Origin of the sequence: Streptomyces sp. NPDC007808 (assembly GCF_042868655.1) — a bacterium.
GTDB lineage: Bacteria > Actinomycetota > Actinomycetes > Streptomycetales > Streptomycetaceae > Streptomyces.
The window spans coordinates 357,875-370,039 of sequence record NZ_JBIAEQ010000011.1 but is presented as its reverse complement, the minus strand read 5'-3'; the positions used below and the strand labels follow the sequence as shown (position 1 = coordinate 370,039).

Genomic DNA, 12,165 nt, shown 5'->3' with positions numbered 1-12,165 from the left:
GACCCCGCGATGCCCACCCTTCCCGTCCTCGACTCCACCCTCCACTACCGCGAGTGCGGCGACCCTGCCGGGCTGCCGTTCGTCTTCCTCCACGGCAACCCCACCTCCTCCCACCTGTGGCGGAACGTCCTGCCGGGTGTGGCCGCGCCCGGCCGCCGCCTGCTGGCCCCGGACCTCATCGGCATGGGCGACTCCGGCAAGCCCGACCTCGCCTACTCCTTCGACGACCACGCCCGCTACCTCGACGCCTGGTTCGACGCCCTCGGCCTTACCGAGGCCGTCCTCGTCGGCCACGACTGGGGCGGCGCGCTCGCCTTCGACCGGGCCGCCCGTCTCCCGGGCCGGGTCCGCGGTCTTGCCTTCACCGAGACAATCATCAAGCCGCTGGTCGGCGACGAGTTCCCGGGTGCGGGGCGGGAGTTGTTCACCCTCCTGCGTACCCCCGGGGTGGGCGAGGCGATGGTCCTGGAGAAGTCGCTGTTCATCGAAGGGCTCCCGGACACGGTCGCCACCCCGCTCGCCCCTGCCGACCTGGCGGTCTACCGCCGCCCCTTTCCCACCCCGCGGAGCCGCCGCCCGGTGTTGGCGTGGACGCGCATGATGCCGCTGGACAGCGAGCCCGCCGACGTCGTGGCCCGCGTCGAGCACTACGACGCCTGGCTGGCCGAAAGCCCCGAAGTCCCCAAGCTGCTCGCCGCGTTCGAGCCGGGACCCGGTGCGATGACCGACCCAAGGGCCGTGGCCTGGTGCGAGGCAAACATCGCAGGCCTGGAGGTCTCCCGTCACGGCCTCGCCGGTCACCACTCCCCGGAGGACCGTCCCGAGGAACTGGCCGCGGCGATCAACGCCTGGGCCGACCGCCATGGCCTGGCGCGCCCATAGGTGTCCTCTACCACGACGTGCCGATCGTCCCAGGGCAAGCTGTGCTGCCGCAGACGGATGTACACGCCGCGATCGGCGTCACCTGCCGCCAGGGTCAGAACGGCGGCGGGCAGCGCCCGCGCCGACGGGTCGCCGTGGCGCCGGTGAACCACCGCTGCCGCGGCCATGAGCACAGGTGTCCCCCGGGCGAGCCGAGAGTCGCGCCGTGCCCGATTCCATCGCCTTGGTCAGTATGTCGGCACCATGACGGCGGTGGTCGCCGGGGTCGGTCGGTGAGGGAGACGGGGTTGCTCGTCCGGGGCCTGTCGAGCCGGTCGTCTCGCAGGCCCCGGACGTCGACGCGGGCCACCCCGGCCCCGGGGGGAGGGGGAGGCCGGTCTGCGATGGCGGCCCGCGGGGAGCCGGGGAAGGGCAGCCGCCACCCTCACAAGGGGCTGCCCTGCCCGGCCCGTACAGGACGTACGTCAGCCGGCGGCCACCGCCGTTGCCGCGTACGTCACGGCGATCAGGGCCAGTACGGCCGCCGGGAGCGCCCGGAGCGGCGGGTCGCCATGGCGCAGGTGGACCACCGCCGCCGCGGCCATCAGCAACGCCAGTCCCGTCGCGGCGGCCACGCCGAGCGGGAGCGACACCAGTCCCAGCAGCAGACCGGCGGCCCCGGCCACCTCCAGTGCGCCGACGACGCGGTAGAGGCCCGGTGACATGCCGAGGTGGGCCGCCGCCTGGCGCATCAACGGCACCGCGGCGATCTTCGCCAGGCCCAGGGGAAGGAAGACGAAGGACAGGGCGACGGCGAGCACTGTTCTCATGCGGTGGTCCTGTCCTTGCGGCGCTCTTCGCCCAAGTCGGCGTAGTAGGCGATGAGTTCGGGGGCGTCCACGGCGGCCGGATTCACGACCTGCTCGACCGGGGCGCCCTGGAGCAGGCGCTTGACCGGGACCTCCAGTTTCTTGCCGGTGCGGGTGTGCGGGATACCGGGGACTTCGAGGATCTCGTCGGGGACGTGGCGGGGCGAGGCGCCGGTGCGGATGGCCTCCTTGATGCTCTCGCGCAGGGCGTCGTCCAGCGTCACCCCTGCCGCGGGGACCACGAACAGCGGCATCCAGTAGCCGCCGTCGGGTTCCTCCGCGCCGATGACCAGGGCCTCGGTGATCTCGGGGAGGCGTTCGACGACGTCGTGGATGTCGGCGCTGCCGAGCCGGACGCCGTTACGGTTGAGCGTGCTGTCGGAGCGGCCGTGGACGATCACCGAGCCGTGGCCCGTGAGGGTGATCCAGTCGCCGTGCCGCCAGACGCCGGGACAGTAGGAGAAGTAGGCGTCGCGGTAGCGGCTGCCGTCGGGGTCGTTCCAGAAGGACAGCGGCATCGACGGCATGGGTCGGGTGACGACCAGCTCGCCGACCCGGTCCACCACCGGCAGGCCCTCGGCGTCGTAGGCGGCCAGCGCCACCCCCAGGTGCGGTGCCGACAACTCCCCGGCCCAGACCGGGGTGTTGGGCGCACTGCCCGCGAAGCCCGACACCACGTCCGTGCCGCCGCTGATGGAAGCCAGCAGCACCCGCTCCCCCACATGGTCGCGGACCCACGGGTAGGCGGACGCCGGCAGGGCGGACCCCGTGCAGCCGACCACGCGGACCGACGACAGGTCATGGCCGGACGGGTCGATGCCGAACTTGGCCATGCCCAGCAGGTATTGGGGGCTGGTACCGAAGACGGTGATCCGGTGGCGGGCGGCCAGTTCCCACAGGACGTCGAGCTTGGCGAAGGGCGCCGGGCTGCCGTCGTACGTGCACGTCGTCGCGCCGGTCAGCAGGGTCGAGGCGACCAGGTTCCACATCATCCAGTGCGTGGTCGTGTACCACAGGAGGCGGTCGCCGGGGCCGAGGTCGGAGTGCAGGCCGAGGGTCTTCAGGTGCTCCAGCAGGACGCCGCCATGGCCGTGGACGATGCCCTTGGGCAGGCCGGTGGTGCCGGAGGAGAACACCACCCACAGCGGGTGGTCGAACGGCACGGGCGTGCAGGTGAGTTCCTCGGTGCGGGTGGCGGCGTCCTCCCATGGGATGACCAGCGACGGGTACGCCTGCGACGGCCAGGGCAGGCCCACGTGGTCCACCAGCAGGGTGGCCTTCAGCGTCGGCAGGGAGCGGGCGAGTTCGAGGGTGGCGTCGCGGCGGTCGTGGGTGGTGCCGTTGAAGAGGTAGCCGTCGGCGGCGATCAGCACGGTGGGTTCGAGCTGGGCGAACCGGTCGGCGGCGGCCTTGGGGGCGTAGTCCTGGCCGCACACCGACCACACGGCGCCCAGGCTCGCTGCGGCCAGGAACGCGACGATCGCGTGGGGGGTGTTGGGCAGATAGCCCACGACCCGGTCGCCCTTGCCGACGCCCAGCTCGCGCAGGGTGGCGGCGACGGAGGCGACCAGCGCGCTCAGCCGCTCCCCCGTCACCTCGTACCCGGTGCCGGTCTCGTCGAGGGCGATGATCGCCACGTCCTCGTCGGCCAGGTTGCGCAGGGCGTGGTGGGCGTAATTGAGGGTGGCGCCGGGAAACCAGCGGGCGTCCGGCATCCTCTCCTCGGCCAGCACCTGCTCGTAGGGGGTGTCGGCGTCGATGTCGAAGTACTCCCACACCGCGCCCCAGAAGCCCTCCAGGTCGGTGACCGACCACTGGTGCAGGGCGGCGTAGTCGTCCGGGACGATGCCCTGGCGCCGGGCGAACTCCGCGATGCGACTGGCCGCCGCCGTCTCCGGATCGGGTGTGAAGAAGGGCGTGCTCATAGCGTCGTACTCCTCAACAGGCTTGCCGTCCGTTCGGCAGGAACAGGGCTTCGTGTCGTGTGCAGCAGGGCCGCCCAGTCGGCCTTCGACCTGAAGTCGCGTCCCCCCGCCGGGACGACGTCCATGACGACACGGTCGGGGCGCAGCAGTACGGCGTCCGCGCGTCCGGCGCGCAGCCAGGCGGCGAGGGTGCCGTCGTCGCCGAGGTCGGTCACGCAGAGCGCGCGTATGCCGAGGCTGTGGGCGAGCGCGGTCAGTGAGGGGCCGGGTTCGGTGGCGGTCAGGACGGTGAAGGAGTCGCCGAGCAGCTCGTCGAGACGGTTACGCCGTCCGTCGACGTTCCCCCATGGTTGCGGACAGTGCGTGCCCGCCACTCCTCGGCGGACCCCGCGCCGCACGAGCGGTCCGGCGGTCAGAGGCGGGCTGAGGTCGCGGCCGGCCAGCTCGGTCAGGCCGGGTATACGGCAGGCCGCGGCCAGCACCCTGCGGCGGAGGGCGGCGGCGCCGTCCTGGCCGCCGGTCATGGCCCAGCCCATGGCGACCGCAAGCCGGATGACATGGCGGGCGTGCGGCTTGCGTTCGCTCTCGTAGGTGTCCAACATCCCTGCCGGAGCGCCTTGTTGGAGGACGCGGGCGAGCTTCCAGGTGAGGTTGTAGGCGTCGCGCAGGCCCGAGCACAGGCCCTGCCCGATGAACGGCGGGGTGAGGTGGGCGGCGTCTCCGAGCAGGAAGACCCGTCCGCGGCGCCACCGGTCGGCGACGCGTGCCCGGAAGGTGTACTGCGCCTCGCGGACGACCTCGAAGTCCCCGTCGTACGAGGGTGGCAGCCACGGGGCGACCAGCTCGCGGACTGGCTGCTCCGCCCCCTCGCGCAGCCGGAACTCCCAGCGGTAGCGGTCCTCGCCCACCCGCATGAAGGTGGCCGGCCGGTCCGGGTCGCAGACCTGGTCGACGCCCTCCCAGCAACGGACATCGGCCGTCGTGCGGACGTCGATGACGGTCCAGTGCTCCTCGAAGCGCAGGTCTTCCCATACGGCTCCGATGGCTTCGCGGGTGAGGCTGCCCGCGCCGTCGCAGCCGAGCACCGCGTCGGCCCACACCTCGTGCTCGCCGTCGCCGTCGCGGTAGGTGACGCGTACGGGGCCGGTGATGTCGGGGCCGATGCCGGTGACCTCCACGCCACCCCGGAGCTCGCACTCGGGGCGCCGGGCCAGGGCGTCGCGCAGCACGCGCTCCAGCTCGGGTTGGTCGAACATGCTGGTCTGCGGATAGCCGTGCAGGCCGTGCCCGGTGCGGCGGAACTCGGCCATCACCCGGTGCCGGGCGTCCAGCAGCCGCAGCCCGTTCGCCGGGCGGGCGATCGCGGCGAACTCCTCGCCGACGCCCGCGGCCTGCAGGATCCTGCACACCTCGTCGTCAGTGGCGACGGCGCGCGGAAGAGGGTAGACGTCCCGGTGGCGTTCGAGGACAACACTGCGAATTCCGCGCCGGGCCAGGAGGAGGGCGGCGGTGACGCCCACCGGTCCGGCACCGACGATCACGACGGGCACACGTGCGGCTTCATCGATGGTCATGTGCGGCTCACCTCGGGCCCTACTTCGCGTCCGTGACGGGCGTGCGCTGCTCGCCGAGGTCGATCCGGCCGTCCGGGGTCGCGATCGTCGCCGTGATCACGTCACCCGCGTGCAGGTAGTGCGGGTTCTTCGCCTGGCTCTTGAAGAACGCCTTCCACTTCACGGCGGGCGGCAGCAGCGCGCCGATCTTCTCGACCGGCTTCGGCGGGGCCTTGAGGGCGGTACCGCCAGGTGTGCCGGTCAGCAGCAGGTCGCCGGGGTCGAGGGTCTGGAAGCGGGCCAGCAGGGTCAGGGCCTGCGCCGGGCGGACGATCATGTCGGCGAGGGTGCGGTCCTGGCGCAGCTCGCCGTTGACGCTCAACTTCAGCCGCAGGTCGAGGAGATGGGCGAAGTCCTCCGGCTCCACCAGGGCCAGGTACGGCCCGGTCGGGGTGAAGGTGGGGTACGACTTGCTCTCGTAGAACTGCGTCTTGGTCAGCTGCACCTCCCGGGCGCTGACGTCGTTGGTGATCACGAGCCCGGCGACGTACGACGGCAGGTCCCGCTCCTCGACGACCGTGCCGACGGGCAGGGACGCGCCCATGACGAGGCCCAACTCGATTTCGTAGTCGAGGAACTTCACGTGCGCGGGGCGGACGACGGCGTCGCCGGGGCCGCTGACCGAGCCGGACGCCTTGCGGAAGAAGGCGGGCGGGATGTCGCCCGTGAAGCCGGAATCCCGGGCGTGGCTGCGGTAGTTGACCATCTGGGCGACCACCCGGCAGGGCGTGGTGACCGGCGAGAGCGCGACCAGCTCGGCCACGGGCGTGCCGGGCTCGCCGGAGGCGGCGGCCTCGCGCACGGCGGCGCGGTCGGCCACGAGTTCGGCGGTGGTGACGGCCTTGGTCTCGACGGGGACGGCCCGGTCGCCTCGGACGACCCACCAGCCTCCCCCACTCTCGGCTTCGCTCGAGCGGGAGGTGCCCCCACCGGTGCGCAGGACATTGATGCTCATGACGTGGCTCTCTGTGAAGGGGGTCAGGAGTTGGCGGCCTTGAGCAGGCCGAACAGTCGTGCCGGGTCCATCTCGTTGTCGCCGCGCAGGGCCTCGACGACATCGCGGAGCCGCTGCGGGGAGGGGCTCGCGCCGAGGAAGTCGCGGGTGGCGGGCGGGCCCCACTGGGCGAGGCCGCTGGTCGACATGGGCGCCCAGCCGGGCTCGACGTCGCAGGTGAACAGGTCGCCGTCGGCGAAGTGCTCCAGCATGAAGCGGTCCGGGTCGCGCCAGTAGTCGAACAGCTGGCTGCCCTGGATGTGCCGGCCGATGCCCCAACTGCGCTTGTAGCCGCGCTCCTTGAGGTACTCACCGCCGGCGGCGATCGAGTCGAGGTCGGTGACCTGGTAGGCGGAGTGGACGTAGCCCGTGCCCGGGCCCAGGTGCATGGCCAGGGTGTGGTGGTCGGCCGGCACGCTGCCCAGGTCGCAGCGGATGAACGCCATCGTCGGGCCCCGGTCGCGCTGCCCGTCCAGGAACAGGAAGTCGGACACGATCATGCCGAGGGTGTCCAGGTACCAGTCCAGGGCACGGGCGAACACGCGGGTCTCCAGCACCACATGGCCCAGCCGCTGGATACGGGACGGCTCCCGCGGCGGACGCTGCGTGGCGTTCGTACGACGGTGATGCGTGCCGAAGTTCAGCAGCTGCGGCTTCTGTTCCGGCAGCGCGGGAAGTTGTTCGCCGCAGTGCACTACCCGCACGGGGAAGCCCGAGGGGTCGAGCAGGTCCACCACCTTGCCACCGCCGGGCACGTCGCTCTCCCGTACCGCCGTCCCCGTGGCACGGGCCAGCCGGTCCAGGTCGGCTTGCTCTGCAGCCCGGAACGCCGGGCCGATGAAGCGGGAGGTGCGCCCCTTGCGGATCACCATGCAGGGTGAGCCGGCGAAGGTGCCGCGCAGCCACAGCTCCCGCTCGGTGCGGGCGGCGACGCCGAATCCGAAGTCCCGGGCGAAGACCTCGGCGCGGTCCAGGTCGGGCTTCTCGAACTCCAGCCAGGCCAGGTCGGCCACCTTGATCACCGGGTTCCGGGAGCGGCCGGGGTGTTCGCCGCGCAGGGCGCCCTGCTCGTTGTGAAGGTCCTGGTGGGCCGTACGGACGTCGGTCCCGTCGGCGCGGGTTTCAGACATGGTGCCCTCCGAGCAACATTGCCGTATTGAGGAGATCATCAACTTTGACAGTTTCGTCGTCAAGGTATTCGCGGCAGGAAATGATGAATCCATCAGGACTGCGATCGTCATCGCCCCGACGGTTAGACTCTGCGCATGCCTACGTCAGCCCCGCCCAGCAACCGGTTCGAGCGGCGTCGCGCGGAGACCCGCAGGGCTCTCGTGCGAGCGGCCCGGCAGATACTCGCCGAGACCGGGGACACGAGCGCCAGCATCCAGGCGATCGCCGAGCGCGCCGACGTCGGCTTCGGCTCCTTCTACAACCACTTCGAGTCCAAAACAGAGCTGTTCGAGGCGGCTGTGGTGGACGCCCTGGAGGAGTTCGGCCAGAACTTCGACGAGCGCTTGGCCGGAATCGACGACCCGGCGGAGCTTCTCGCGGCCGGCTTCCGACTCAGCGCCCGGATGGCCGACTCCCACCCGGAGCTGATGCAGGTCCTGCGCCGCCGCGGCCTCGGGCACATCTACTCGGACAACGGACTGGCCCGTCGGGCGCTGCGCGATCTCCAGGTCGGCATGGCCTCCGGCCGTTTCACCACCCTCGACCCGACGGTCGCCCTGTCCGCGCTGGGCGGAACCCTGCTGTCCCTGGTGGAGCTGCGTTTCGCCCGCCCCGAGGTGGACGGCGACGAGGCAGCGGTGAGCCTCGCCGAGATGGTCCTGCGCATGCTGGGCCTACCGGCGGACGACGCCCACGAGGTCGCCCGGCGCCCCCTCCCCGACCTCGACTGACGGCACCTGGGCGGACGACGAGTCCGGGCGGAAGGTGACCGAGCGGCCGGTGAAGCGGGCGTCGACCCCGTCCTCCGTGGTGGTGACCGACCGCAGGCGGAGCCCTTCGGGAACGTTCTGCGGCGGAATGGGCTCGTCCAGGGCTTTGTCGAGCAGCAACTCGCGTGCCAGGGGCTGAAGGAGAGGACGTCGTCGGCGTAGCGGCGGCGGGCGTCGCGCCGTCGTCATCGGCGTCGGCGTGGCGCATGTGCTCACCGATCCCGACGCCTGGTCGGCGTGGACCGGCTCTCTCACAGACCTGGGCGGCTTCGGTGATCTGGCCGGCCCTGCCCTGTTGGCCTTCCCCCTGCTGGTATTGGGCCTGTCCGGCTTCGAAACCGGGGTGAGCATGATGCCGCTGGTGGCCGCCGACGGCGCCGACGACGAGCAGCGGCTTCAGGCCCGCGTCCGCAATACCCGCAAGCTGCTCACCGTCGCCGCGCTCATCATGAGCGTCTACCTGCTCGCCGCCAGCTTGGTCACCACCGTCCTCATCCCCGAGGACGAGTTCGAGCCCGGAGGCGCCGCCAACGGCCGCGCCCTGGCCTGGCTCGCGCACGAACACGTCGGCGAGGCGTTCGGCACCGTCTACGACATCAGCACCATCCTGATCCTGTGGTTCGCCGGCGCCTCCGCCATAGCGGGGCTGATCAACATCGTGCCCCGCTACCTGCCCGACTACGGCATGGCCCCCGAATGGGGACGCGCAGTGCGCCCGGTCGTCCTCGTCTACACCGCCCTGTGCATCATCATCACCATCACTTTCGACGCCGACGTCGACGTCGACAAACAGGCCGGCGCCTACGCCACCGGCATCCTGGCGATGATGGTCTCCGGCGCCTTCGCCGTCACCGTCTTCGTCGCCCGCCACCGACGGCGCGCAGCCACCACCGGATTCGCTGCGCTCACCGCGGTCCTGCTCTACGCGCTGATCGCCAACATCATCGACAAGCCGGACGGCATCGCCATCTCCGGCTTCTTCATCCTCGGCATCATCACCGTGTCACTGGTCTCGCGCGTCTCGCGCACCACCGAGCTGCGTGCCGACCGCCTCGTCTTCGACGAGACCGCCCGCCGGTTCATCACCGACACCCTCGCCCACGACCAGTCCATCAACATCATCGCCAACCGCCGCGAGGCCGGCGACGCCGCCGAGTACAGCGCCAAGGAACGCGAACAGCGCGGCACCAACCCCGTTCCGGGCCCAGCCGACGTGCTGTTCCTGGAGATCGACGTCGTCGACCCGTCCGACTTCAGCGACACCCTCACCGTGCACGGCATCGAAGTCGACGGCCACCGCATCCTGCGCGCCCAGGCCCCGGCCGCGCCCAACGCCATAGCCGCAATCCTGCTAGCCCTGCGGGACGGCACCGGGGTGCGGCCACACTGCTACTTCGCCTGGGCCGAAGGCAGCCCCCTGGTGCACATGATCCGCTACTTCCTCCTCGGCCGCGGCGACACCGCCCCCGTCACCCGGGAGATCATCCGCAGCAACGAACCCGACCCCGACCGCCGCCGGCATCCACGTCGGCGACTGAGCCCGTCCGTCCGTAGCTCTGCACAGCGACGACCGAAGGGGAACAGACGCCGATGACGGAACCGCACGACCTGACCCGCGGAGTTCGGCGCACCCAGTGAGCTCTTTCAGCGGTGCCGCTCCAGGGTGAGGACGGCCGCAGTGATTGACGACATTCGTTTGGGCTGCACCGGGCCTTGCGGAAGATTCGCCAGGACTTCAGTCGTGCGAGGCCGCGCTCGACCGGCGGCGCGGTTGACGGTTTGCTGGGTTGATGTGAGGTCGCGGCCGGGTGGGCGTCTGAGGGGTGTCGTCACCCAGGGGCCGGCTCCCATGTATGCGCGGTCGGCGAGGATCGGGACGCCCTGGCGTTCGCAGAAGCGGATGATTCGGTGCGTGCGGGCCGCGGTCAGGTCGTGGGCACGACCGGGCAGAACGGGCGAGATCCATAGCAGCGGCCCGGCGGGTCGGTCACCACCTGCACGTTCACTCCGTGTCGGCGGTGCTTGTGGGTGAAGTCGGCCCGGCTGTCGCCGACCCGGTCGCACTCCGCAAGCGTGCCGTCCAACAGGACGTAGTCAGGGTCGGCTTCACGCAAGGCGCGCAACAGTCCGGGCGCACGGTCGGAGAGCAGGGCGATGACGGCTGCCGTGTAGGCGTGGGCGGTTCCCACGGAGATGCCGAAGCCGGCCGCGAGTTGGCTGAGGGTGTCGTGCCGGTGCAGGTACACCAGGCCGACCAGGGCACGCTGGTGCGGCGGGAGCTCGCAGCGGCGGTCGCCCTCCCGGGTGACGATGAGCATGGTTACCCACTCGACCAGGGCGTGAGGCAGGTCGAGTGAGGCAAGATAGGAAACCAACGAGGCTCCCACGCTGTTGAGTTGAGACGTCGAACACCTCTCTCAACGGCACAGGAGCCTCGTGCGTTGCGGGACACCGGCCGGTCACCCGCTCAGTGGCCACTCTGAAAGAGCTCCCTACATTGTTCTGCGGGAGGCGGTGAGCCCTTCGTATGGTTCACCCACCCAGGGGCGCCGGGTGTGGTTGAAAAAGCTCTGCCGCTTGTGGCTATCACTGATTGGCCGCCCGGTGCCCCACGACGACTCGGCTGCCAATTAGGAATTGCGAATGATCGCTCCGTAGGGAATCGACAGCGAGGTCGTCCGTCGGGAGGTACCAGCAGCACACCGCACGGAGGCACCACATGGCCGCGATCTGGGCCGGCATCGACGCAGGCAAGACCCACCACCACTGCGTCGCCATCGACGAGAGCGGCCGCCAGCTGCTGTCTCGACGCGTCGCCAACGACGAACCCGAACTCCTCCAACTCCTCGCCGATGTCATGGCTCTGGGCGACCCGGTGACCTGGGGCATCGACCTGGCTGACCGCGGAGCCGCCCTGGCCATCACGATCCTCTTCAACCATGACCAGCCGATGCATTACATCTCCGGCCGGGCCATCCACCGCGCCTCCGAGAGCTACCGCGGCGAGGGCAAAACCGACGCCAAGGACGCCGCCGTCATCGCTGACCAGGTCCGCGTCCGCCGGGATCTGCAACCCTTACGTGCTACCGACGACACCGTCACCGACCTCAAGATCCTCAAAGGCCGGCGCACGGACCTGGTCGCCGACCGCACCCGCACCGTCAACCGCCTGCGCGCCCAGCTCACCGGCATCTTCCCTGGCCTGGAACGGGCCCTGGATCTGACCAACACCGGCCCACTCACCTTGCTGACCGAGCTACCAGACCCCAGCGGCCATCCGCCGCATCGGCGCCAAACGGCTGAAGACCTGGCTGCACAGCCGCCATGTTGTGCGCCCCGACCGGCTCGCAGTGATCGCCATCGAGGCCGTTGAACGGCAGCACACCAGCCTGACCGGCGAGAAGCTGGCCGCCCAGCTGGTGCACACGCTGGCCAAGGAGGTGATGAGCCTCAACCAACAAGTGGCCGAACTCGACAAGAACATCGAGGCCCGGTTTCGCGACCACCGCGCCTTCGACGTGATCACCAGCATGCCCGGCCTGGGCATCATCCTCGGCGCCGAGTTCCTCGCCGCCACCGGCGGCGACATGACGACCTTCGGCACCGCCGACCGCCTCGCTGGCTTCGGCGGCGTCGCCCCGGTACACCGCGATTCCGGGAAGATCAGCGGCAACCTGCGGCGCCCGCAGCGATACAACCGCCGCCTCCAACGCGTGTTCTACATCTCGGCGTTGTTCAGCATCCGCCACTGCGAGGAATCGCGCCGGTTCTACGACCGCAAACGCGCCGAGGGCAAGCGCCACACCCAGGCAGTCCTCGCCCTTGCTCGCCGCCGCGTCAAAGTCCTCTGGGCACTCCTCCGCGACGGGCGATGCTACGAACTCACCCCGCCCAGCCTCTTCGCGGCTTGACAGACCTCATTAGGAATCAGTGGTCCAGCGGGGCGGCGCGCCGAACACCACC

The 12,165-nt window shown here is 70.6% G+C and carries 9 protein-coding genes and 2 pseudogenes; 4 read left to right on the top strand and 7 right to left on the bottom strand.

Going from position 1 to position 12,165, the window contains the following annotated elements; translation table 11 throughout:
* Positions 1-9: 9 nt before the first annotated feature.
* Entirely contained in the window at positions 10-882 is an 873-nt protein-coding gene (locus ACFYNL_RS36610) for a haloalkane dehalogenase (RefSeq protein WP_388811645.1), read from the top strand.
* Positions 883-1,346: 464 nt separating this feature from the next.
* On the opposite strand, the gene ACFYNL_RS36605 is transcribed toward ACFYNL_RS36610, so the two are convergent.
* The 5 genes from ACFYNL_RS36605 to ACFYNL_RS36585 are packed head-to-tail and all read right to left on the bottom strand — an operon-like array spanning position 1,347 to position 7,392.
* Positions 1,347-1,691, bottom strand: coding sequence for a DoxX family protein (locus ACFYNL_RS36605; RefSeq protein ID WP_388811642.1), 345 nt, complete (start codon positions 1,689-1,691; stop codon positions 1,347-1,349).
* Positions 1,688-3,655 (bottom strand): acetoacetate--CoA ligase, encoded by a 1,968-nt coding sequence (locus ACFYNL_RS36600; protein WP_388811640.1) that lies wholly within the window; start codon positions 3,653-3,655, stop codon positions 1,688-1,690. Before ACFYNL_RS36600 ends, ACFYNL_RS36605 begins: the two co-directional genes overlap by 4 nt.
* Positions 3,652-5,229, bottom strand: coding sequence for a bifunctional 3-(3-hydroxy-phenyl)propionate/3-hydroxycinnamic acid hydroxylase (locus ACFYNL_RS36595; protein WP_388811639.1), 1,578 nt, complete (start codon positions 5,227-5,229; stop codon positions 3,652-3,654). Before ACFYNL_RS36595 ends, ACFYNL_RS36600 begins: the two co-directional genes overlap by 4 nt.
* A 19-nt stretch (positions 5,230-5,248) precedes the next feature.
* Entirely contained in the window at positions 5,249-6,223 is a 975-nt protein-coding gene (locus tag ACFYNL_RS36590; protein ID WP_388811636.1) for a fumarylacetoacetate hydrolase family protein, read from the bottom strand.
* Between the two features lie 23 nt (positions 6,224-6,246).
* On the bottom strand, positions 6,247-7,392 hold the full coding sequence (locus tag ACFYNL_RS36585; RefSeq protein WP_388811634.1) for a VOC family protein: 1,146 nt from the start codon (positions 7,390-7,392) through the stop codon (positions 6,247-6,249).
* Between the two features lie 135 nt (positions 7,393-7,527).
* On the opposite strand from ACFYNL_RS36585, the gene ACFYNL_RS36580 reads away from it, so the two are divergent.
* The gene (locus ACFYNL_RS36580) at positions 7,528-8,163 is read left to right on the top strand and encodes a TetR/AcrR family transcriptional regulator (RefSeq protein ID WP_388811632.1); all 636 of its coding nucleotides are present in this window, start codon (positions 7,528-7,530) and stop codon (positions 8,161-8,163) included.
* Here the strand turns inward: ACFYNL_RS36580 and ACFYNL_RS36575 are convergent.
* Complete coding sequence (locus ACFYNL_RS36575) at positions 8,107-8,391, bottom strand: hypothetical protein (RefSeq protein ID WP_388811631.1); 285 nt, start codon at positions 8,389-8,391, stop codon at positions 8,107-8,109. The two genes, ACFYNL_RS36580 and ACFYNL_RS36575, sit on opposite strands and share 57 nt — an antisense overlap.
* A 10-nt stretch (positions 8,392-8,401) precedes the next feature.
* Here ACFYNL_RS36575 and ACFYNL_RS36570 point away from each other — a divergent pair, with 10 nt between their 5' ends.
* Positions 8,402-9,796, top strand: a complete 1,395-nt coding sequence (locus tag ACFYNL_RS36570) for a hypothetical protein (RefSeq protein ID WP_388811629.1) — start codon at positions 8,402-8,404, stop codon at positions 9,794-9,796.
* Positions 9,797-9,846: 50 nt separating this feature from the next.
* Here ACFYNL_RS36570 and ACFYNL_RS36565 read toward each other — a convergent pair.
* A pseudogene (locus tag ACFYNL_RS36565) lies at positions 9,847-10,577 on the bottom strand (transposase family protein).
* A 344-nt stretch (positions 10,578-10,921) separates the two neighbouring features.
* Here ACFYNL_RS36565 and ACFYNL_RS36560 point away from each other — a divergent pair.
* Positions 10,922-12,113, top strand: a pseudogene (locus ACFYNL_RS36560) (IS110 family transposase).
* Positions 12,114-12,165: the final 52 nt, after the last annotated feature.

Bases quoted from the DNA above. Each gene is read 5' to 3' on its own strand.
- ACFYNL_RS36610 (WP_388811645.1), top strand. From the start codon at position 10: ATGCCCACCCTTCCCGTCCTCGACTCCACCCTCCACTACCGCGAGTGC.
- ACFYNL_RS36605 (WP_388811642.1), bottom strand. From the start codon at position 1,691: ATGAGAACAGTGCTCGCCGTCGCCCTGTCCTTCGTCTTCCTTCCCCTG.
- ACFYNL_RS36600 (WP_388811640.1), bottom strand. From the start codon at position 3,655: ATGAGCACGCCCTTCTTCACACCCGATCCGGAGACGGCGGCGGCCAGT.
- ACFYNL_RS36595 (WP_388811639.1), bottom strand. From the start codon at position 5,229: ATGACCATCGATGAAGCCGCACGTGTGCCCGTCGTGATCGTCGGTGCC.
- ACFYNL_RS36590 (WP_388811636.1), bottom strand. From the start codon at position 6,223: ATGAGCATCAATGTCCTGCGCACCGGTGGGGGCACCTCCCGCTCGAGC.
- ACFYNL_RS36585 (WP_388811634.1), bottom strand. From the start codon at position 7,392: ATGTCTGAAACCCGCGCCGACGGGACCGACGTCCGTACGGCCCACCAG.
- ACFYNL_RS36580 (WP_388811632.1), top strand. From the start codon at position 7,528: ATGCCTACGTCAGCCCCGCCCAGCAACCGGTTCGAGCGGCGTCGCGCG.
- ACFYNL_RS36575 (WP_388811631.1), bottom strand. From the start codon at position 8,391: ATGACGACGGCGCGACGCCCGCCGCCGCTACGCCGACGACGTCCTCTC.